This is a genomic window from Helicobacter monodelphidis (assembly GCF_003288845.1).
Lineage (GTDB): Bacteria > Campylobacterota > Campylobacteria > Campylobacterales > Helicobacteraceae > NHYN01.
Genome location: NZ_NHYN01000005.1, coordinates 104,954 through 126,534 on the forward strand (window position 1 = coordinate 104,954; position 21,581 = coordinate 126,534).

19 protein-coding genes and 1 tRNA gene are annotated in these 21,581 nt (G+C 35.0%); 3 read left to right on the top strand and 17 right to left on the bottom strand.

Features of this window, described 5'->3' with window-relative positions:
- Positions 1–13 precede the first annotated feature (13 nt).
- A complete protein-coding gene (locus CCZ01_RS03855) occupies positions 14–748 on the top strand; it encodes a hypothetical protein (protein WP_112051915.1) in 735 nt (244 codons plus the stop codon).
- On the opposite strand, the gene CCZ01_RS03860 is transcribed toward CCZ01_RS03855, so the two are convergent.
- The 12 genes from CCZ01_RS03860 to recR all read right to left on the bottom strand — a co-directional run bounded on the left by CCZ01_RS03860 (position 745) and on the right by recR (position 11,632).
- On the bottom strand, positions 745–1,104 hold the full coding sequence (locus tag CCZ01_RS03860) for a hypothetical protein (protein WP_112051916.1): 360 nt from the start codon (positions 1,102–1,104) through the stop codon (positions 745–747). The two genes, CCZ01_RS03855 and CCZ01_RS03860, sit on opposite strands and share 4 nt — an antisense overlap.
- Before the next feature lie 56 nt (positions 1,105–1,160).
- Positions 1,161–1,595: a hypothetical protein gene (locus tag CCZ01_RS03865; RefSeq protein ID WP_112051917.1), complete on the bottom strand. Its 435-nt coding sequence runs from the start codon at positions 1,593–1,595 to the stop codon at positions 1,161–1,163.
- A 7-nt stretch (positions 1,596–1,602) separates the two neighbouring features.
- Positions 1,603–4,212: a preprotein translocase subunit SecA gene (gene secA, locus CCZ01_RS03870; RefSeq protein WP_112051918.1), complete on the bottom strand. Its 2,610-nt coding sequence runs from the start codon at positions 4,210–4,212 to the stop codon at positions 1,603–1,605.
- A gap of 227 nt (positions 4,213–4,439) precedes the next feature.
- Entirely contained in the window at positions 4,440–4,580 is a 141-nt protein-coding gene (locus tag CCZ01_RS10330; protein ID WP_181566299.1) for a hypothetical protein, read from the bottom strand.
- A 38-nt stretch (positions 4,581–4,618) separates the two neighbouring features.
- Positions 4,619–5,014: a hypothetical protein gene (locus CCZ01_RS03875; protein WP_146745212.1), complete on the bottom strand. Its 396-nt coding sequence runs from the start codon at positions 5,012–5,014 to the stop codon at positions 4,619–4,621.
- A gap of 429 nt (positions 5,015–5,443) precedes the next feature.
- The gene (locus CCZ01_RS03880; protein WP_258436589.1) at positions 5,444–7,447 is read right to left on the bottom strand and encodes an ATP-dependent helicase; all 2,004 of its coding nucleotides are present in this window, start codon (positions 7,445–7,447) and stop codon (positions 5,444–5,446) included.
- 3 nt (positions 7,448–7,450) lie between these two features.
- Entirely contained in the window at positions 7,451–8,251 is an 801-nt protein-coding gene (gene fliW / locus CCZ01_RS03885) for a flagellar assembly protein FliW (RefSeq protein ID WP_112051921.1), read from the bottom strand.
- A gap of 718 nt (positions 8,252–8,969) precedes the next feature.
- Positions 8,970–9,116 carry a hypothetical protein gene (locus CCZ01_RS10335; RefSeq protein WP_181566300.1) on the bottom strand — a complete coding sequence of 49 codons (147 nt, stop codon included), beginning with the start codon at positions 9,114–9,116 and terminating at the stop codon, positions 8,970–8,972.
- A gap of 255 nt (positions 9,117–9,371) precedes the next feature.
- Positions 9,372–10,181 carry a UDP-N-acetylmuramate dehydrogenase gene (locus CCZ01_RS03895; protein ID WP_112051952.1) on the bottom strand — a complete coding sequence of 270 codons (810 nt, stop codon included), beginning with the start codon at positions 10,179–10,181 and terminating at the stop codon, positions 9,372–9,374.
- Between the two features lie 2 nt (positions 10,182–10,183).
- Positions 10,184–10,450: a flagellar biosynthesis protein FliQ gene (gene fliQ / locus CCZ01_RS03900; RefSeq protein WP_112051923.1), complete on the bottom strand. Its 267-nt coding sequence runs from the start codon at positions 10,448–10,450 to the stop codon at positions 10,184–10,186.
- Between the two features lie 151 nt (positions 10,451–10,601).
- Positions 10,602–10,937 carry a c-type cytochrome gene (locus CCZ01_RS03905; protein ID WP_112051924.1) on the bottom strand — a complete coding sequence of 112 codons (336 nt, stop codon included), beginning with the start codon at positions 10,935–10,937 and terminating at the stop codon, positions 10,602–10,604.
- Positions 10,938–11,062: 125 nt separating this feature from the next.
- Positions 11,063–11,632: a recombination mediator RecR gene (gene recR / locus CCZ01_RS03910; RefSeq protein ID WP_112051925.1), complete on the bottom strand. Its 570-nt coding sequence runs from the start codon at positions 11,630–11,632 to the stop codon at positions 11,063–11,065.
- A gap of 97 nt (positions 11,633–11,729) precedes the next feature.
- Here recR and dnaJ point away from each other — a divergent pair, with 97 nt between their 5' ends.
- Entirely contained in the window at positions 11,730–12,854 is a 1,125-nt protein-coding gene (gene dnaJ / locus CCZ01_RS03915) for a molecular chaperone DnaJ (protein WP_112051926.1), read from the top strand.
- Between the two features lie 71 nt (positions 12,855–12,925).
- The gene (locus tag CCZ01_RS03920; RefSeq protein ID WP_112051927.1) at positions 12,926–13,336 is read left to right on the top strand and encodes an RrF2 family transcriptional regulator; all 411 of its coding nucleotides are present in this window, start codon (positions 12,926–12,928) and stop codon (positions 13,334–13,336) included.
- A 15-nt stretch (positions 13,337–13,351) separates the two neighbouring features.
- On the opposite strand, the gene CCZ01_RS03925 is transcribed toward CCZ01_RS03920, so the two are convergent.
- From CCZ01_RS03925 to CCZ01_RS03945, 5 genes are all read right to left on the bottom strand, one after another.
- Positions 13,352–13,439 (bottom strand) — tRNA-Ser (locus CCZ01_RS03925).
- A gap of 55 nt (positions 13,440–13,494) precedes the next feature.
- On the bottom strand, positions 13,495–14,706 hold the full coding sequence (locus CCZ01_RS03930; RefSeq protein ID WP_112051928.1) for a CCA tRNA nucleotidyltransferase: 1,212 nt from the start codon (positions 14,704–14,706) through the stop codon (positions 13,495–13,497).
- A 1-nt stretch (position 14,707) separates the two neighbouring features.
- Entirely contained in the window at positions 14,708–16,912 is a 2,205-nt protein-coding gene (gene purL / locus CCZ01_RS03935; protein ID WP_220106534.1) for a phosphoribosylformylglycinamidine synthase subunit PurL, read from the bottom strand.
- A 13-nt stretch (positions 16,913–16,925) separates the two neighbouring features.
- Complete coding sequence (locus tag CCZ01_RS03940; RefSeq protein ID WP_112051929.1) at positions 16,926–19,013, bottom strand: ATP-dependent helicase; 2,088 nt, start codon at positions 19,011–19,013, stop codon at positions 16,926–16,928.
- Between the two features lie 10 nt (positions 19,014–19,023).
- Positions 19,024–21,573, bottom strand: coding sequence for a tetratricopeptide repeat protein (locus CCZ01_RS03945; RefSeq protein ID WP_112051930.1), 2,550 nt, complete (start codon positions 21,571–21,573; stop codon positions 19,024–19,026).
- Between the last annotated feature and the right edge of the window lie 8 nt (positions 21,574–21,581).

Consider the following 21,581-nt stretch of genomic DNA (forward strand, 5'->3'; position numbering starts at 1 on the left):
TTAGGAGAGAATAATGCGTTTTTTTGTGATTATATTTATATTTTTTACAATATTGTGGGGAAGAGAAGAGACATTACTTGTTCATGAGTTTTCCATTTCTAACCCTATTACACCCTCTACTTTGCGACTCATTCCAATCATTACAGAGAACGTGCACTTAAGAAACAAAGGAAGTTTAAATGCAAAAGAAAGAGAGGCAATTTTAGAAAGCTTCAAAGAAATTAGTACTTTGAGTGCATTGAATGCATTATGTAAACCAAAAAATCCATTACTAGAGCCACAGTATAGTGTACAAGAGAGGAAGAATATGGGTTATCGTGTAACAATGCCTATTCATTGTCTATTTAGAGAGAATGATAAAACAAGTATTAACCGATTAATGGAGGAGATAGAACAAAATGTCAGCAAAAATCCGCTTTTAGAATTCCAGCTTCCACAGACAGAATATTTATTGACCCACACAGAGTTAAATTTACTAAAAGAACAAGCCTATAGTGTTATTATGACACAGGCTGTCGCTAAGGTTAGGGAATATTCAAAAATAATGGATAAAAGATGTTACTTGAAAAATCTAACATTCTTACCGCCTATTTTGCGGACAAGCATAGAGCCTGCAGTGTCGAGTAAAACAAATCATATCACTTCCTTTTTTGCTGAATCAAGGATTCTTGAATATCAGGCAGAGATTCCACTAAGAGGTGATGCTATGCAAATTATCAAAGCTGAAGCAACTTATTTTTGTTACTAATTAAGTGGAATATCATAGAGTATGTCTTCGATAATATAGCTAGGAGTACTTAAGGATTCATTAGTGTAAAGTGGTGAAAGTGTGCCAATAATCGCGAATGATGTAATATCGGTAGCGGCAAGTAAGAATCTTTTACCTCGACTCAAGCCATCAGAACGTTTACTTTCTCTTTGCTTTTTTTGTTTGGTGAGATAAGCGACTTTTTCTTGTTTAACGCCCTCTTCATATTGATTGTGTGCTTCCCATAAGGACATATAGCGATCAGGATCGCTATTTTTGAGTGCGGTATTCGCACAACCATAAATCAATAGAGCTGATAAAGATGCATATAAACTTATCTTAATATATTTTTTCATTATTCTTCCTTATAACCACATTTAGATATTCTACTTTAAATGGACATAATCCAAACTTAATAATCAATATTTTGTGTTGAAAAATATAAAATTTCCTTTTGCCCAAAACCTAAATGCTCATTATCTGTAATTTTGGTTTCAATAAGTAAGATACACCATAAATGCGGTAGCATAGGTGCAGAGTAGGGGAATTTAGAAAAATAAATAGCCTTTTCTTGCAGGGTAGATTCCCTCCAAAAACCTTTAAATTGAATACCGCTGATTTTTCCAATTTCTGATGTTTCTAAACCAATTGCACCACCAACTTTTGGGTTTTGTAAGGCTGCCTTTGCGTGTTTGGTTTTTGGGTCGCTTGCAACAATTAAGCGATAAGGTTTTTTTGCAAAGGCATAAAATAGTGGTGCACACTGCGGTTCATCTTCATAGAGAGTGCATAAAAATAAAAGATGGTGCTGTGTGAATAGATGACATAAAAGAGATTCAGCATTCATTAATCTATTACAACTCTTTTTCTTGTAGGTTCATATTTTGTGCAAGAATACCTTTTTTTGGTCCACTTAACCCGCAACAATTTTTATATTTTTTACCGCTTCCACAAGGGCATGGGTCATTTCGGGAGATTTTCTTTTGTGGAGGTGCTTTTGCAATCCCTTCAGAACCCCGCACAGCATCACTTACGCCTTGTTCTAATTGTTCTACGCTACGTTCAATAGCTTCTTTAATCTCTTCTCCAATCTGTTCTTCAGATTCTTCTTTGTGACGCAATCTTAGGCTATGTAATGTTTTTATTGTTTCTAGCTTAATATTTTCAATTAACTCTAAGAATAAATTATAACTTTCTTTTTTGTATTCAACAAGTGGGTCTTTTTGATTGTATCCACGCAACCCAATTCCTGTTTTAAGATTATCCATTAAATATAAATGTTCTCTCCATAATCCATCTAAAACCTGCAAATAAATAATGCGTTCAATCTCACTTCGCTGGTCAACAGCGATAGAAAATTTTTCCTCATAATGTTGTTGCAGTATTGCAACTAAGGAGTTTTTGAGTTCCTCAAAACCCTGTATTTGTAAATCTTTACTTTCTAAGGGGATGCTATATTCTTCCAAAAATGAAGCTTGCAATTTTTCATAGTCATAACTTTCTGCTTCACCCATTTCAAAAATCTCACAACGTTGTAAAAGAGCTTCAACGCTTGTGAGACGATTATCTATAATTCTTTCGCTTAAGTCGTAATCGGGGGTGAGTAGCTCATTTCTCAAACGATAAACAGCCTTGCGTTGTTCATTGGCGACATCATCATACTCAAGTAAATGTTTGCGCGATTCAAAGTGCATAGTTTCCACCTTTTTTTGCGCTCCTTCAACTGACCGGGTAATCATTTTAGATTCAATATGTTCCCCTTCTTTTAAACCTAGTCGTTGCATAATATTTTTAATCCTGTCGCTACCAAAAATTCTTAGTAGATTATCTTCAAGGCTAAGATAGAATTGACTCACACCCGGATCACCCTGCCTCCCAGATCTTCCACGTAATTGGTTATCAATGCGTCGACTTTCGTGACGTTCAGTGCCGATAATATACAATCCACCTAAAGCACGAATTTCATCATTAATTTTAATATCCACGCCACGTCCAGCCATATTGGTGGCAATTGTTACCGCCCCTTTTACCCCCGCATTCTTAATGATTTCTGCCTCTTTTGCATGCTGCTTTGCATTCAAAACGGTATGCGGTATACGTTCTTTTTGTAGCAAGCTATGTAGAACTTCACTTTTTTCGATAGAAGCCGTTCCTACTAATACTGGTTGCCCATTTTTATGCAAAGATTTAATTTTTTGAATCACTGCTTTGAATTTATCCTTTTCACTTCCATAGACGAGGTCGTTGAGGTCTTTTCTTTGGATTGGTACATTTGTTGGGATAGAAATAACCTCAAGTTTGTAGATTTGTAAGAATTCCGTTGCCTCTGTTTGGGCTGTTCCTGTCATTCCTGCTAGCTTGTTATAAAGCCTAAAGTAGTTCTGGAAAGTAATATCCGCAAGGGTTTGGGATTCTTCTTTAACCTCTACACCCTCTTTTGCCTCTAAAGCTTGATGTAACCCTTCGCTAAAACGTCGTCCAATGCTTAATCTTCCTGTGAATTCATCAACAATAATAACTTCACCATCTTGCACAACATAATCTTTATCACGCAAGAAAAGATGATTTGCTTTAAGAGCTTGATCTAGGTGATGGGATAAAATTGCATTATCAATACTGTAAAGATTCTCAACCTGAAACTTTTCTTCTGCTTTTTTAATACCGTTCTCGTTAAGAAGAATTACACGATTTTTTTCATCAACACTGAAATCTTCCTCCCTGACTAATAATAATGCGACCTCATTAGCTTTTTTATAATTTTCTAATTTACGATTTGCTGGACCTGAAATAATCAGTGGCGTTCTTGCTTCATCAATCAAAATAGAATCGACTTCGTCAACAATAACAAAAGAATGTCCATTTTGCACTTTATCGTCTAAGGAATACTTCATATTATCGCGTAAATAATCAAATCCAAATTCATTATTTGTCCCATAGACAATCGGATTCTTATATTGTTCTATGCGATATTCATCACCTTGTAAATTGCTTGTGATAATGCCTACACTATATCCTAAAAATTCATAAAGAGGCTTGAGTTCTGTGGCGTCTCTTGTTGCAAGGTAATCATTAACGGTAACAACATGCACGCCTTTCTGGCTCATTGCATTCAAAACGACAGCAAGAGTCGCAACAAGAGTTTTTCCTTCACCAGTTTTCATTTCAGCAATGCGTCCATCATGTAAAACCATCCCACCAATCAGTTGCACATCAAAATGACGCATATTAAGAATACGGCGACTAGATTCTCGCGTAATCGCAAAAGATGGGACAAGCAAAGAGGTTAAATTCTCTCCATCAATTGCCCTTTGCTTGAGTTTTGCAAATTCTTGTTGCAATTCCTCATCACTTAAGCTTTGCATTTTAGGTTCTAAAGCGTTAATTTCTGCCACGCGTTTGGAGTATTTTTTAATAATCTTATCGTTTCTTGTGCCAAGAACAGACTGAACAAGCCTCTTAATCATTAGAAATTCCTTGATTTTTGAAAATAATGTGTGGATTCTAGCATAAATGAGATATGAATAAAATAAAATGCTTTAAGTTTAGGGATTGATTTCCTGGGGTTTTGTTTTTGATTTTTTTCATTTTTAGAAGTATTAACTGCTTGTGCTATTTTTTTAAAAATTTTGGTTTATTGTCTAAACCCATTACTTCAATATCTTGCTCTAATTTATCTTTAAAAATTAAGTTATCAGCTTTTGCTTTTTTTATTTTCTGCATTTTCGTATATATAATACAACATTGCATAACTCACATTAGCCACATGTGCATATTGCAAGAATTTACTTACTAATTCCAATTTTGCTTCAGCAGTTTGAATATTTTTACTCATTTAATACTCCTTACCAATTTCCTAAGTGTGTTTGCATGTTAATATCTTATATTTTTACATTCCAATGCCTTATATTTAGGGTTTATATGCCACCCAGCTCCTTCATCACCACCAAGAAATATGCCAAAATACTTGTAAGTGTAATCCTTATAGGATAACAGTGGCATATCTTCATAGTATAACCATTCCTTATATTCGCTTATTTTATTAGAAATTTTTTGTAGTTGGACACGTTCTCTTGTTGTGAAATCACTCTTATAATATGTCTTTTGTGTTTTTTCATCATCTAAATAATAGTCATATCCATTAGTGAAATATTGATATATCCTATACAAGTTTTCATTATGCACCGTTCTTTCGTTTTTAACCTCTTCACACAACCTCTTAAACTCATAATATTGCGGGTCTATAGATTTAAATGAGATTCCACCCATAATGAGCATAAAATAAAAGATAGATGAAAGACAAGGGAGTATCAAAGAAAGATATTGAGAGTATTTTTTATGAAGTATTTTATTGATTAAAAATATTACAATTACACTAAAAAGATACAATCCTACAAAAAGCACCAATGGAATAACAATAAAAAAGAATAAAAACCACATTAGAGATTCTCTAAATAAAACTTCAGCATATCAAGATATTGATTTTTAGGGATTTTTCCTAACGCCAAATCTATATCCGCATCTACTATAATCGCTAGTCTCTGTCCCTCGAATGGAGTCTTTTTGAAAATACTTTTTTGTGTTGTCATTTTATGTGGATATTGGTGTAATGTGCTAATGCAGGAAACACAGAAAACATAACTTTTATTGTAATAAATTATTTATAAATTTATACTTTTGATTGAATGTTGTCATCTTTTATTCTTCAACTTCTACGGCGAAACCAGCCTCTTTTAGAAAAATAGAGGCTTGGTATTGTAGATTTTTTACACGGTCGCTTTTTGCATAAGAGAGGTACAAAATTTCTTTCGCTCTTGTAACAGCAACATAAAATAGACGTCTTTCTTCTTCAATATTAGTGTTACTCTTTGCCATGAGTTTGCGGTTTGGAAAACGTCCCTCCATTAAATCAATTACAAAAACTTCTTCATACTCTAAACCTTTAGAGCTATGCACGCTTAATAAATTCACGCCACTGCCCTCACTCATCTCATTTCCACCCAATATCATTGCATTTAAAAAACTTCCTAAATGATTATAGTTTCTGCTGAGATCTTTTAGAATTTTTATTTTAGTAGCGATTTTATCTAAGGATTCTATATAACGATTTTCATCAAAATGCCCATTTTTTGTGGAACGTTCGCGTGCAAAAATAGAGATAATATCTTGAAAAAGTTTAGAGTTTTCACATTTTTGAATAAGCTGAATTGTGCTTAAGTCTCTTTCTCTAAGTAAGCAAAATAATTCATTCAAAAAAAGACGTGCATGGGAATGTAATTTTGGGTGAGTAAGAATGGGGTGATGTAAAAAATGTTGGTGAATACCTTCTGCTTGGAATGTAGAAATTTTATCATTTCTATCTAGCTCACTAAATAGAGAGATTTGTTCTTGGGTGATTTTATGTGAATGGTCTGGTTTGAATAAGCCTTGATATAAATCGCCATGTCCAAATGCAATGAGTTGTGTATAAATGTCTTGTGCAATACTACTGCCTACCCCTTTTGCATAGCTTAAAATATGGATAAAAGCAATCATATCGCGTGGATTGTGAAATAAAGAGAGTAAATCAAGCATTAATGTAATTTCTTTAGATTCAAAGAATCCAACTCCTCCTTTACGACGACTTGGAATACCTATTTCGCGCAAACACGCTTCAATTCCATCAGCGGTAACATTATTGCGAAAGATAACCGCAATTTCTGAATGTGGGGTATGGGATTGTGAGATTTTTTCTGCAATGCCTTTGTATTGTTCAAATAATTCTGAATATTCAAGCAATTTTACTTCAGATGCATTTTTAGAATGTTTAACGACTTCTAATTTTTTTGGATAAATGCGTTCATTGTGTTCAATTACGCGATTTGCTAATTCTAAAATGGGTGCGTTGGAGCGATAATTTTTAGATAAATTAAAGACTTTAGCATAAGCAAAGCGGTCTTTAAAACTTGCAATAATAGAAATATCCGCACCATTAAAAGCATAAATGCTTTGGTCGTAATCACCAACACAAAAGAGACTAGGGGGGTTTAAGGCTTTAAGTATGGAATCTTGGAGTGGATTTGTATCTTGGTATTCATCAACTAATACTTCTTGATAGATATTTTGTGTTTGCCGTTTGTGAAGAATCTCTTGGCGGTATAAAATTAGTAAGTCATTAAAATCTGCATAACCATAAGTTTGTTTTAATGCTTGAAATTCTGTAAGAATTTGCATATAAGTTTTGGTGTGGATATTTTGTTCTTCTTTTGTCTGTGCTAACCACTCCCCAAAATCTAAATCTTGAAAAATGTTTTGATAGTAGGAATGGAGTTCGTAAAGATAAGAATGTCCATAAGGTTTTATGCCCGAATGCGTAAAGGTGTATTTTTCGTATATACCTTCAAAAAGTTTCTTTAGTTCTCGTGGTTGCTTGAGGGTGATTTTTTTATGAGTTTTTAGATAGCGATAGCTTAAAGAATGGAAAGTCCCTGCCTCTATACCGATATCTTCCTGGAAAAGGCGATTTAATCTTATGAGCATCTCTTGTGCGGCTTTATTTGTGAATGTGAGAAGAAGAATCTCTGTTGGCGGAATACCCTGCTCAAGCAAAAAAGCGATACGTGCAACGATTGTGGCTGTTTTTCCCGTCCCCGCTGAAGCAATAATAAGGTTATGTCCTAGCGGGGCAGTGGAGGCAAGAGTTTGTTCAGTATTTAGGTTCACAATTTATGATAGTGCTTCTCTTAATTTTTTAATCGGTTCAATCATACCATAATTAGGGTAATCATGTGCTTGTAGAGGAATTTGTGCTGCCGTATGTGTTTCCGGATTTAGGATGATGGGTGCAAGCAGATTCACTGTTGATTCTTCAATAGGTGTTTTAAACCATACAGGGCAATAGATAAAAACCTTTGTGTGTTTGGAAATATCCATTAATGTTTGAATTGCAACAGGAACATCGAAGATATAATCTTTTTTTAACATTGCGGGGTTAGCTAAAGTCATCGACACGCCACATTCCGAACCATCTTCTCTTAAACCTTGAATCTTTGCAAACATATGGTCAATTTCTATGAATTCAAGTTTAACAATTTGTTCAAAACCGAGAATGGGCGATTTTACATCGTAAATGTGAATATAATTGCTAATGGGTTCTGCAACATGAAAATCTGGATACTCTATTGCCTGTAACTCAATTTGTGCAGCACTCTGGTTATCGTCATTAAAAGCGATAGGGGCAAGGAAATTTACAAGTGAACTTTCAATCGGTTTTTGTAATATCATCATGCAAAAAATTTTAACTTTTGAATTGTTATGAATGTCAAGCAAAGTCTGGATATTTGTCGGTATGGTGAGAGAATAATCTCTTTTAAGAGTGTAAGGATTAATCAAACGAAGCTCAATTCCACAATCTGTGTCATCCTCTTTTAAGCCACGAACCTTTACAAATCGATCATCAATTTGTTCTAATTCTACCTTTGCAATTTGCTCTAAACCTGAAATAGGGCTTTTGATGGTGTAAATCATCTGCTTATCTCCTTGCTAAAATGAAAAAATGAATATGGGATTATAGCTTGTTTTTGTAAAATATTCCATAGTTTACTGTAAAGTTTATGATTTTTATTTAAAATATTCTAATATATTTATCTTTGTGTTTAAAATTTAAGGGGGATATACAAGAAGTAAAGAAGGGGGAATGGTTTAAGTGGATAGTGGTAAGGATGTTAAAGGAGCAGAGTTGACCGAAAAATCTAAAATAAATATAATCAGTGGGGGAGATAGAATTTTGTTTACAACAAGGTGATACGCATATTAAGTAAAGAATTGCAAATGGAAAGAGGGTTTGAAATATTAGACAAAACTATATCTCAAAATAGGGTAAAGCAATGTACAGGAGGCTTTGGGTAATGAGGAGATAAAGCCTACAAAGGAGAATTGACTTCAATTAGTATTAAAAGAAACAAAATATAGAGAAACAGGCTTGATGAGTTAGATTTTAACCTAAAGATACTGATAATATGGTCTTTACTAAAACTATAGATGATGAATAATTCAAAAATACATAAAGATAGAGCAAATAATTAAAAGAGAACTTGAAAAAGTTGATTCATAATTTGAAAATTTTTTTAAACCAAAAAACCAAAATTTAAGCGAATGGATAGGTACTTCCATAATAGGTTTTTTGTGGGAGATGGGTTGTAAAAAATAAATAATTTTAAATGATTAAATATTTTTTTAATAAATATTAAGTATTCTTCGAACTATGGGCTACCGCCCTAGCCACACCTAAAGAATTTTCAGTGTCACAGATATGAAAACTACACACACTGCTATAAGTATCCACCAAAGAAACAAGACAAAACCGCTTTTGAAAGCAATCAAACTCATTCATAGGCAAACCTAAAGCCTTACTGAGCTCTTTGACATCAATTACAGCATCAATCTTTACAATCTGATTAATAGAATTAACCGCCCAGTTGGACTTACCCAAAGCAGGGAAATAAGAAGAGATAACAGAATCTTCTCCAAAAGAGTGATTTATCTCAAATTATTTAAGATGAAGTGCGGGATATAGTGTGAATTCTTGTTGGACTACAAAGATATTCAAAAGTAAGATTTCTAAGAGGCAAAAAAGAATCTATACAATTTATTGGATAATAACCACTTCTTTTTCTAACGAGATGCCATATTCTTGAAAGACGCGTCTTTGAGCCTCTTTTAATAATGAATCTGCCTCCTCAAAAGTACCACGACCGCAGTTGATTAAGAAGTTTGCATGTTGGGGGCTAAAGCACATATCGCCGTAATGTACACCTTTTAAGTTAACAGATTCAATGAGTCTACCAGCAAAATCTCCTTGCGGATTCTTGAATGCAGAACCACAGCTTGGTTCTTTGGGTTGTCGTTTACGGATAGCTTGAAAATGCTTGATTAATGTTTCATCCAAACCCTTTTCTTGACGAAAAACTGCATAATAAATAATATCTGGAATATTTGAATAGCGATAATCAAATTCTAGCTCACAGCTATGGATAAAGCCCTGTTGAGTATAAATGCCTTCCAGTATTTGGGAAATTTCATATCGTTTGAGTTGCCCATCTTGTTGTAAGCTCATTCCTGCATTCATCGTGATGAGTCCTCCAACGCTACCAGGTAGATGAGAAAGCATTTCAAAACCATTTAAGTTATGTTTTTTTGCGTATGAAAAAAGACGCGGACCAGAAAGATTTGCACCTACTCTTAAGAGGTGATGGGGAAGTTCTTCAATGGTTGAAAATTCTTGACCAAGAATAGCGAGATGGCTTGCTGATGGGGCAACGAGAAGATTAAAACCATGTCCTAAGATTTGCCTATTTTCTTTTGGTGTAAGCGAATGGATTACTTCTACAGAATGTTTTGCACCAATCCGAATACTTGTATAGCGTGAGAAATCAATTTCAATCCATTCATTCTTCATTATCAAAAGGGAAAAGTCGGAATAAGATTCAGTAGGCGCGTTGTAAAATCCATCAGAAGGTTTAACATCCAAGGCATTGTTACGATAATCACAACAACAACGGCAAGAATTTTAGGCACAAAAGCAAGAATTTGCTCATTAATCTGTGTTGTTGCTTGAAATATACTAATCATTAGACCAATAACAAGCCCCGAGAGAAGCATAGGTAACGAAAGAGTGAGGGTAATTTTGTATGTTTCAACTGCTAAACGCATAAGCTCTGCTTCCATATAAAATCCTTGTTTCTAGCTTACATCCTGAAATCTTTATTGTTAACAATAATATGCAATTACACTTAAATATAGTTAACGACTTGGAGTAACAAACTAACCTATTTAATTAATACGGGGGGTTAAAGCACCCCCAATTTTGTAAAGTAAACTACTTCTTTACAGTTGAAGCAGTTGCAGGAAGCTTAGAGATATAATCTGCCACAGCATCCATATCCTCTTCAGTGAGTTTCCACATTTTCATGTTGTTATACATAATTTGCTTTGCTCCACCATTATCAGCTGTTCCAGCAGCATATCCCTTAAGATTCTCAAGAATCAAAGCTTTGTCAGCACCATTGATGGTTACCCCACCTTTGCTTCCAGGTGCTACCTTATCTGCATTTGGTCCATGACAGGCGATACATTTCTTAAAAATTGTTGCACCATCTGCTGCCATCAAGCTTGCACTTGCACAAAGAATACCTACGATCATTGCTTTTTTCATCTCGATACTCCTTTCATCTAGTTTGAGATTCCCCTTATCTTAACTTTAAAAAAGTCACTAAGGATTAGAGCAATTTTAGCCCTATAAAAATTAAAACAATATTAAAGTGAGTATTTTTTCATTGTTTAGATTTTTGTTCTTGTTTCAAACGCTTTCCATAATGAAATTTGGTCGATATTTTCAAAACTTACCCCACTTGGGACGCCCTGTGCGATTCGTGTAAACAACAATGAGCAATCTTTAAGTTTATCTTCCAGCCATAGTGCAAGAGTATCTGAGGCAAGTGATGGAGAAAAGGCAAAAATAATCTCCTGAATATGGTGTTGTCGAATAATTTTTTTGAGTTTTTCAACAGCAAAATCATTGTTTTCTTGCAACACAAAATAACAACCTTTAAAGAAGTTAGATTCTTCTAAAACTAGAATGTCTTTTGGATGTTGAACGATACAAAGTTCCCCATTATGACGTCCTGAATCTGCACAAATTGAACATAACTCATCTTCGCTAACGCCACCGCATTCAAGGCACTGATGAATATGTGTTACTGCATCTTGAATGCTTTGAGCGACTCTAAGAGCAGCAAATTTATTTTCTACAGCAAGAAAATAAGCTAAACGTGTGGCTGATTTTTTGCCTACAGAAGGCAACGATTGTAAAATATTAATTAAATCGTTAAAATATTTTTCCTCTTTCATAAGTGTATCCTATCTTAATTTTTTTTAACCAATACTAAAAAAGTTTTTGTTACAATGTGGGTTTTATAAAAAATACGACAAAAATGGGAGATATATTTTGGAAGAGTTTGATTATTATGAAATTTTAAGCGTAGAACGTAATGCAAGTGGAGAGGAAATTAAAAAAGCGTATCGTAAAATGGCAATGAAATATCACCCAGACCGCAATGATGGAAGTAGTGAAGCAGAAGAGATGTTTAAACGTGTGAATGAAGCTTATCAAGTCTTGAGTGATGACAATAAACGTACCTTATATGACCGCTATGGTAAACAAGGTTTGGAGCAACAAGGTTATAGTGGTTTTTCTGGTAAAGGTTTTGAAGATATTTTTGAGGATTTGGGTTCAATTTTTGATTCTGTATTTGGTGGTGGAGGGTTTAATTCTCGTCCAAGAGGACAAAGGACAAAGTTTTCTGCTGATATTGCAATAGAATTATCTTTAAGTTTTAAGGAAGCTTTATTTGGGGTAAAAAAAACTATTCAAAGCGAATATAAGGAGTATTGTCAAAAATGTAAGGGTACAGGGGCAAAGGATGGTCAGTATCAGACTTGTGCACAATGTGGCGGTAAAGGGCAAGTATTCTTAAGGCAGGGGTTTTTGCAATTTTCTCAAACTTGTCCACAATGTAAGGGTTCTGGAGAGAATATTAAGGAAACTTGTAATGAATGTAAAGGGAATGGTTATCATCTTAAACAAGAAGAAGTTGAAATTGATATTCCAGCAGGTGTAGATAACGGAATGCAGTTGCGTGCGTACAAAAAAGGAAATGTTTTACCACAAATTGAAAGGGGAAATTTATACCTCGTTTGTGCGATTGCTGAAGATGAACATTATGTGCGGCATGGTAATGATTTGTATTTGGAAGTCCCTTTATTTTTTGCAAGTGTACCATTGGGTGCAAATTTAAAAATCCCCTCTCCTTACAAGGAACTTGATTTGGCTGTTCCTGCCTTTGTGAAGGATAAAGAGCAGTTTGTTTTTAATGGTGAGGGCGTGGCAGATGTACGAACAAAGCAAAAAGGTCGCTTAATCGTTCAGATTAAGATTACTTATCCACAAAGAATTAATGATGAACAAAGGGTGCTTTTGGAGCAACTCAATCAATCTTTTGGTTATGAGGCAAATTCGCACGAAAGTGGTTTAACAAGTTTATTTGAAAAAATTAAAGGTTGGTTTTCTTGATATGTTGAGTTGACATTATTTAATAAAAGTGTAATAATACAATATAAAGTCTTAATAAGGAGTTTTAGAAAATGGGTATATCTACTCGTGGAATTTATGGTTTAAGTGCAGTCTATTACATTCTTTTAAATAGTCATGAAAGAACAGTGCAAGCAGGAGAAATTTCCAAAGCGATTGGGGTGCCACAAAATTATTTAGAGCAACTTCTGTTTGTTTTAAGAAACAAGAATTTCCTTAGAAGTACACGTGGACCTAAAGGGGGATATTATATTCCAGAAGAAACAAAAAATCTTACAATAGGCACATTATTAGATACCCTTGAAAATGGTTCTTGGCATAAAGAGATTGAAACTTATAGCCCCGCTTTAAATTTGTTTTGGGGTGATGTTAATGCAAGAATTAATGAATTATATAATATTAAACTAGTCGATCTTCTTAAGTATGAGGAACGCGTTTTGGATCAAAGTATGTATCACATCTAGTTTCCAGTCTAAAAATGGCAGACAGAAGGGGATTTGAACCCCTGAAGGCTTGCACCTTACACGCGTTCCAGGCGTGCTCCTTCAACCACTCGGACACCTGTCTTTAAGGGCTTGAATTATACTTCTTATTTTCTAAAAATAAGCTGATATTACAATATTCAGTTTTTTAAAAATTGCTTTGCAAACTCTATTAAATGTGTACGTTCGTTGGGAATTTTTTCCTCAATTACTGCAAATAATATTTCCTGAAGTGTTTTTGCGATAATGGAGGATGCTGGAAATCCAAGCATTAATAAATCTTTTCCATTAATCTGTAGTTGTTGATATGTGTAGCACTCTTTTTGAATTTCTGCCAGAAGTATTCTTGTATGTTGCAATTCCTGTTTGTATTGTTGTTTATGAAAAAATTGTGCTTCTTGAATAGCAATAAGTTGGTCTAATATTGAAATAGATAATTCATGGGCAAGATGTTTGAGAGAAATTTTAGAACTTTGAATTGGCTTTGCATTGAGTAGCTTATAAATTATCTTTTTTGTGTGATTGTCATATTTGAAAGTATTTAAAAAACTTTGGATATCTTGCATTGGTACTTGTTGAAAAGTGAGACAGAGTCTCACAATTAGGTCGTATGGTGCATATTGTAGGGATTCTAAAGATTCTTGTTTTTGTGTTTTTAGGTAAGGAAATATATTTTGAAAGAGTGAAAAAAAATGATTAATAACTTTAAATGCAGATTCTCCAAGCAGAATACGATTCCATTCTTCTCGTATACGTTCTACAGAAATATGCTGTAAAAGTGTATGTTGCTGGTATAGTGCTTCAGCACAACTAGTTTCAATGATGAAGTTTTTTTCAGAAGCGAATCGTAATGCACGAAGTATACGCAATGCATCTTCTGAAAATCTTGCATGAGGGCTACCAATTGCACGGATAATTTTATGTTGCAGGTCATCTTGTCCACCATATAAATCAATAATTGTTGTGTTGTCAAAAGGGTCATATGCAAGGGCATTGATTGTGAAATCTCGTCTTGCTAAGTCTTGCTTAAGGCTTGTTTCAAGTTTCACACAACGCGGATGACGATGGTTAATGTATTCACCATCGCTACGGTAGGTTGTAATCTCCACGCGTCCAAAATCTTTCCGAAAAAGGCTTAAAGTCCCATGTGCAATTCCACTTTCAATAACATAAAAATGGGGAGAAAAAATTTCCTTCATTTGTGTGGGAGTTGCATTGGTTGTGATATCGTAATCTTTGGGGGGAACACCTAACAGCATATCCCGCACACATCCACCAACTAAATAACCCTCAAAATGGTATTTTTTTAGAATAGTGAAAATGTCTATTAAGAATGGAGCGATACTGAACATTCTAAAGTTTTTGTGCAATTTCTACAAAGTGATGATAAAAAGTTTGGCGTAAATCTTTTATTTTAAATCTAATATCATTAAGTTGAACATAAGATTCTTTAAGAATGTAACCTAAGTAGGTTGAATGTATGCCATATTCTTTTGTAATGCGTTCAAAATCTTGTATTCTGTCTTGTGGAATCTCAACAATGGCTAACGATGGAGATTCTGAAAATAATTCTGCAACATCAAGCTGAATTTTACAACCTAATTCACTTAGAATTGCCATTTTTGCAAGAGTGATGGCAATCCCACCACTCCCTACCTCTTTTGCACTTTGAATGCAATGCGTCTGAATTCCCTGATATAAACATTTCCATAATTGTTGCTCTGCTTTCAAGTCTAAAGGATCTAAATCCCCCATAAGCTCATTAAGGCAATACTTTTGGTAAAGACTTCCAGAAAATTCTAATTTGTTTTTTCCTAACAAATACAGGGCATTGCCCACTTTTTTGAATTTTGCATCCATTGCTTCATTTGGGTTTTGAATTATCCCAACCATTGCAATACTTGGGGTAGGAAAAATTTCCATATCGTCACTACGATTATACAATGAAACATTACCACTTACAACGGGTGTTTGCAAAAATGCTGCAGCTTCTTTTATTCCCTCACAAGATTCTTTGAATTGCCACATTACTTCTGGATTTTCCGGGCTTCCAAAATTGAGACAATCCGTGAGTGCAAGTGGTTTCGCACCTAATACTGCAATTTCTCTTCCACATTTTGCAACAGCTCTCTTTGCACCTTCTTTAGGATTTAGATAGCATAATCTTGGATTACAGCCAATACTCAAAGCTAACCCCACACCGTTTTCTTTGATGCGCAAAAGACTTGCATCGCCTTCATTGCTACGATAAGTATTTCCCTGTACACTAGAATCGTATTGCTCGTAAATCCATTGCTTGGAAGAGATTTCTAAAGAATTCCATAAAGTTTTAAAGACTTCTTCTAAAGAATGCGATGGATGAAAACCGACTTGTTTGTGTGTGGTTTGAGAGAGGTATTGAGGTATCTTAACAGGTCGTTGTAGGATAGGTGCATTCTCACTAATGGGAGAAATAGGGAGTTTCGCACAAACTTCATCATACCAAAGTAACTCCATTGTATCTCCCTCGCAAACCTCTCCAATGATGGCACAATCTAATTCCCATTTTTGACAAATTTCTAAGATACGTTTTTCGCAACCTTTTTTTGCACAGAGTAACATACGTTCTTGACTTTCACTAAGCATCAATTCATAAGGATTCATATTATTTTCACGCATAGGGACACGGTCCAAATGCAAACGCATTCCGCTATTTGCACGTCCAGCCATTTCAAAACTAGAACTTGTTAATCCTGCTGCACCCATATCTTGAATGCCAATAATTAGATTTTCTTTAAAAATTTCTAAGCAGGCCTCAAGAAGTAATTTTTCTGTGAAAGGATCGCCTAGTTGAACTGTTGGACGCAGGGAAGCAGAATGTTCATTGAAGCTATCAGAACTCATCACTGCTCCACCTAATCCATCTCTGCCGGTTTTACTGCCCATATAAATAACAGGATTGCCGATACCCTCTGCACGTCCATAAAAAATTTCCTCTTTTTTGGCGATACCTATACTGAAAGCATTTACTAAAATATTGCCGTTATAGCAGGATTCCGTACTGAATTCCCCGCCAATAGTAGGAATGCCCATACAATTGCCATAATCGCCAATTCCTTTAACAACACCACGAAGTAAATAACGATGTTTTGTGCCTAATGTATTTTTATTGCATAAGTCACCAAAGCGGATAGAATTCAAAGAAGCGACAGGTCTTGCACCCATTGTAAAAATATCCCTTAGGATTCCACCCACACCTGTTGCTGCTCCAGCATAAGGCTCTATGAAGCTTGGGTGGTTATGTGATTCCATTTTAAAAACAGCTACAATTCCTCCTCCAATGTCAATTACTCCCGCATTCTCACCGGGTCCTTGTACTACCCATTCAGCCTTTGTCGGAAAACCCTTAAGGTAGATACGACTCGATTTATAGCTACAATGTTCACTCCACATTGCCGAAAAAATACCCAGCTCCACAAGGTTGGGTTCTCTGCCCAAAAGAGAACAAATCTGTTTGAAATCTTGTTGTGTGAGTTTGTGTGCTTTGAGGCTTTGTTGAATGTCTTGAATTTTATACATGAATTTATTTTCCTTATCCGATTTTAATCAAAAAAGAGGCAAGAATATCACGATAAAGCCCACCAAAATTGACCTTTACCTTTGGTTCTCTCCCTTCTTCTTTACTGACTTCTTGAACGCAACCTTTTCCAAAAGTTTTATGTTGGACAATATCACCTTTTTTTAATCCAAGGTCATTGCAAAAAAAACTAGGCATTGTAGAATCTTGTGCAATTAGCCCCATTTCCCTCAAAAATCTTGAAGGTTTGCGATGTTCTTGTTTACCATAAAAAAATCGAACATCAACATAGCTTAAAGTTAGACTTTTTTTAGCTCGTGTACAAGCAACATAGCCTAACCTTCTTTCTTCTTCAATATCAATCCCTTTGTGCAAAAGAGGAAAGAACCCTTCCTCCATACCAACAACAAAAACATGTTTAAATTCTAAGCCTTTACTTGCATGGATATTCATACATAAAATTGCATCTCCGTCTTCAAGAATATCATCTGAAGCATTACTAAGAGAGATTTTGTTAAGAATCTCTTCTAAGGTAATTGCTGGATTCATTTGAACCATTTGTGCAATAACACCGAGGAATTCTTGAATGTTTTCAACTCTTTCATTGCCATTTTCCTGTTCTTTATAATAAGCTTTAAGGGGGATTTTTTTGTCAAATTCCTGAATGAAGTCGATGATGGAATGTTGCATTATGTTTTGTAGTTCTTCTAAGTCGGCGAACAATTGGCGAATAATTGTTGCACGATTTCCTCCAAGCAAGGAGAGAAATTCTTCTGTTTTGGAGAAATCATATAAAGAACAACCCATTTCTAATGTCCTAAGGATGGCTTTTTGTAGACTGACTTTTCCGATACCGCGTCTTGGTTTATCGATAATTCTACTGAATGAGAAATTGTCATGTAGATTCACGATTAGGCGAAAATAAGCAATATAATCCTTGATTTCCTGCCTCTCGTAAAATCGTATTGTCCCAATTAATTTAAAAGGTAAGCCTGCACGCATTAAGCCCTCTTCAATAGAGCGACTTAGAGCATTAAGCCTAAAGAGAATAGCAATATCTTGTTTCTTTGTTCCTTTTTCAATGAGTTGAATAATCTTATCACTAATGCGTCCAATTTCTTCATAATCACCTAAGGATTCAAGCACTTCAACTTTTGCACCATTTCCAACAAGACTATTTAATTCTTTTCCTAACCGCCTTTCATTGTGTGCAATGAGGCGGTTTGCAACTTCTAGTATCTGATGTGTAGAACGATAATTTTGCTCCAGTTTTACAACTTTTGTATCCTTATAGCGGACTTCAAAATCTAAAATATATTGAATATCTGCTCCTCGCCAGCTATAAATGCTTTGGTCATCATCACCTACAACGCATAAATTTTGATAAACAGAACATATTTTTTCAAGTAAATTATTTTGAACATCATTGGTATCTTGGTATTCATCAACCATGATATAACGATATTGTTCACTAATTTTGTGGCACAAATCTATATTGTGACTTAGAATGCGATAGGGTAAAAGCAAAAGATCATCAAAATCAACTAAATTATTTTCAATCAAATATTTTTCGTAATAACCAGAGATATGTTGCACAACCTCTGCATCAGAGTTTTTTGCGACATCTTGAACTTTAAATTCTTCTGCGGTTAAAAAGATATTCTTAAAACGCGAAATTTCAGATTCAATAACAGATGGTGATTTGTCTTTGAATAGAGGAAAAGTTTGTAGAATATCTTTAATGATCTGTTGTCTATCATTGCTATCAATCACGATAAAAGTATTTTTTCGATTTAATTCTTGCATATAAAGTCGCAAAAACATTAACCCAAATTGGTGAAATGTACATAAGAGGGGTGGCGGAATATTTGGGTTTGTAATCATACTTAATGCTCTAGAACGCATTTCAGCCGCTGCTTTATTGGTGAATGTGAGGGTAAGAGTTTGGGTGGGCGGAATGCCTACTTCATCAATAAAATAAGCAAGTCTTGTCGTGATTGTTTTTGTTTTTCCGCTACCAGCCCCTGCAAGAATTAATACAGGGCCATCAATGATAGAGGCTGCCTCTCTTTGTTTTTGATTTAATCCATCTAAAACACTCATTTTTAATCCTTTATTGTTGCGTTGGCATAATAATAGGTGAAATAGCTGTGCTATTTGTCTCTTGAGTTTGTGCTACGGGCATACTCGGTTGTTCTGCTGAAAAGGGCAATACAGGTAACAATTCTTGATGGGTGTCGATTTCAAAATCAAAATATTCTGACTTGAATTCAACTGGACCCATTGCACCAAATTGAATCAAAGCAGCTCTTAAATTTTTAGCCTCTTGATGCAGTAAACCCAGTCCATAGCGACTCTCGTAATTTGTAGGTGCTTCTAATTTGGAAAGTGAGAGTAGGGCAGTGGCATTTTCGTTGTGTCCTGCTCCAATTGCTGCAACAGAAGCCAAAAACATTGTTTGTGCGTCAGTTTGCTTTGCATCATCAATTAGCGAATTGTAAATGATATATGCTTTTTCAAATTCACGTAAATAAATGCTTGTGAGTGCCAACGCTTGCATAATACCCACACTACTTTCTTGAACACTCAAGACTTTATCATTGAGAATTTGTTCTACCCTTCTTAAAGCACCGATATTGTAACCTACCCGTACATAAAGTTCCCTTGCAAGGGTTGGTCCATAAAAGACGGGGTCTAAAGATGCATTAGATTCTTTGTAAAAAATATTGACACTTTGTGCCATCTCTTTAGGATTTTTTTCGAAATTATCCGCAAGTAGCCATAATAGAGAGGAAACTATATCATTTTGATTAAGATTTAAAAGCCTTTCTGCCGCTTCTTTCATTCTTGCTTGATTTTTATTTTGCACTGCAACAACATAATCTAAAGCATAGTCTATGCTACGTGGCTTTTGTGCAGTATGTATCCACTCAAGGGGAGGTTGAGGGACATTATTTGTAAAGCCTAGCAAAGATTTCAAAAATACTTCTTCATCAGGCGTTAATGGTGCTGCCTCTAAATCCTCACCAAAACCATTATTTAAACGTGTACGATTGCGGTAAGTGAGATCAGAAGTAATCATTGCAAAAATCCCTGCAAGAATATCACGAGTATCTAAGTGATAACTGCGTAAAAAATGTTTATAAGCATTGTCAAAATCTCCTAATTGTGCATAAGATAAGCCAAGATTGTAATGTAGAATACTATGATTCGGAAATTGTTGAATGGCCCCTTTTAATAGGCGATTAGCCTCTTGTGAATGATTCTTTAGGACAGCTTTTAAGGCTTGTGCAATATCCAAATTTACGCGTGAGATTGTAGAACCGGCTGTAAGCTCTGTTTTTGCTTCTTCTAGGTTGTTTAGCTCAATATTGATGCCACCATCGCGAATAAATTCCAAAGCTTGTTTTGCATCAAACACGCGATAAGGGGCATAATAAAATAAGATTTTATAAGCATTCACCTTGTATTCTGAAAAATCTTTCCAAAAAGTGCGTTGGGATTCATGCACATCAAAAAGTGATTCTTTAAGCCGTACACGAATAGGGAATATTGTAGCATTTTTATTATCATCATCTTTGTTGAGATTGTTTAAAACAGAAGCAGCAATTGCCATACGCCCTTCTTTAAGGGCAGTCAGTTCATAGGCAATTTTAGGGGCAACACTTTCGTTATCAATTTGTTCCATATAGGAGAGTAAATGCTGTCTTGCGGCAACATAGTCTCCTGTGCGTGCATAAAGCATACCTAAATCAAAAAAATCCTTTGCTTCCGCAGAACGAGAGAGATATTCCAAAGCATTTTGTGTATCACCATAATAGAGGAAAAGTTTTGCAAGGAGCTGGTCCTTTTCTTTACGATAATAAGGTGTTTGGTCGTGAATTAGGGGTGAAATAGCCTCAAAATAATTTCCTTTATAGTATTGCACAAGAGCAAAAATAAAGGGATAAAGTGGAAGTCCGGCAGCTTCTGTCAAATATGCCTCAGCAAGATTGACATAATAGTTATATAATGGTTCATTTCTCATTAAAAATGCAATCATAGCGGCATTAATTGCACTCATTGCACGATCTTCCCCAGCATCGATAGCCTTTTGGAATGATTCAATAGCTGCTTGATAGTTATTGTCATTAAATTGTGCTACACCAAGATTGAAATTTGAGAGAGATTCCGAATAACGTGAGATAGTTGAAAATAAGTCCAGTGCCTCATTTTTTTGCCCTTGTTCATATAAAATATTTGCTTTTTTAATCATCATTTCAATCGTGGAAGCGTCTAAGATTGGTGGGGCTGAGGGCGCTTGAATTTGTGGTCTTGTAGGGATTGCGGGCAAGGTGAGTTCTTGATCAAAAAAACTACTGACAATTTGATAAATTAAAAGTAAAATAAGTAAGAATGCAATGAGTGCGGCGACAATGTAAATTCCAAGTCTAGCCGGACGTGGTAGAGAATCTAAAATGTTGCCTAATTGATTTAATCCTTTTGTGCCTTGTCCAAGTGCAATAAAAAGACGACGCATCTTATCCATTAAGGTGTATTTTTTTAATGATTGCTCCATCGCCTCTTTTGTTGTTTCTTGAATTAACTCTTTTGTCTCTTTTTTATCTGCTGTATGCGTATCTTCATTTACTTCATCATCAAGACGTATGGTGTTATCAGCCATATTTATTC

Coding starts and splice junctions, on each gene's coding strand:
- fliW (WP_112051921.1), bottom strand. CDS start 8,251: ATGATTTACACCATCAAAAGCCCTATTTCAGGTTTAGAGCAAATTGCA.
- CCZ01_RS03865 (WP_112051917.1), bottom strand. CDS start 1,595: ATGAATGCTGAATCTCTTTTATGTCATCTATTCACACAGCACCATCTT.
- CCZ01_RS03895 (WP_112051952.1), bottom strand. CDS start 10,181: ATGAAGAATGAATGGATTGAAATTGATTTCTCACGCTATACAAGTATT.
- CCZ01_RS03930 (WP_112051928.1), bottom strand. CDS start 14,706: ATGTTCAGTATCGCTCCATTCTTAATAGACATTTTCACTATTCTAAAA.
- recR (WP_112051925.1), bottom strand. CDS start 11,632: ATGAAAGAGGAAAAATATTTTAACGATTTAATTAATATTTTACAATCG.
- CCZ01_RS03875 (WP_146745212.1), bottom strand. CDS start 5,014: ATGGGTGGAATCTCATTTAAATCTATAGACCCGCAATATTATGAGTTT.
- CCZ01_RS03860 (WP_112051916.1), bottom strand. CDS start 1,104: ATGAAAAAATATATTAAGATAAGTTTATATGCATCTTTATCAGCTCTA.
- CCZ01_RS03855 (WP_112051915.1), top strand. CDS start 14: ATGCGTTTTTTTGTGATTATATTTATATTTTTTACAATATTGTGGGGA.
- fliQ (WP_112051923.1), bottom strand. CDS start 10,450: ATGGAAGCAGAGCTTATGCGTTTAGCAGTTGAAACATACAAAATTACC.
- secA (WP_112051918.1), bottom strand. CDS start 4,212: ATGATTAAGAGGCTTGTTCAGTCTGTTCTTGGCACAAGAAACGATAAG.
- CCZ01_RS03905 (WP_112051924.1), bottom strand. CDS start 10,937: ATGAAAAAAGCAATGATCGTAGGTATTCTTTGTGCAAGTGCAAGCTTG.
- CCZ01_RS03945 (WP_112051930.1), bottom strand. CDS start 21,573: ATGGCTGATAACACCATACGTCTTGATGATGAAGTAAATGAAGATACG.
- CCZ01_RS03920 (WP_112051927.1), top strand. CDS start 12,926: ATGGGTATATCTACTCGTGGAATTTATGGTTTAAGTGCAGTCTATTAC.
- purL (WP_220106534.1), bottom strand. CDS start 16,912: ATGTATAAAATTCAAGACATTCAACAAAGCCTCAAAGCACACAAACTC.
- CCZ01_RS10330 (WP_181566299.1), bottom strand. CDS start 4,580: ATGAGTAAAAATATTCAAACTGCTGAAGCAAAATTGGAATTAGTAAGT.
- CCZ01_RS10335 (WP_181566300.1), bottom strand. CDS start 9,116: ATGAATGAGTTTGATTGCTTTCAAAAGCGGTTTTGTCTTGTTTCTTTG.
- CCZ01_RS03940 (WP_112051929.1), bottom strand. CDS start 19,013: ATGAGTGTTTTAGATGGATTAAATCAAAAACAAAGAGAGGCAGCCTCT.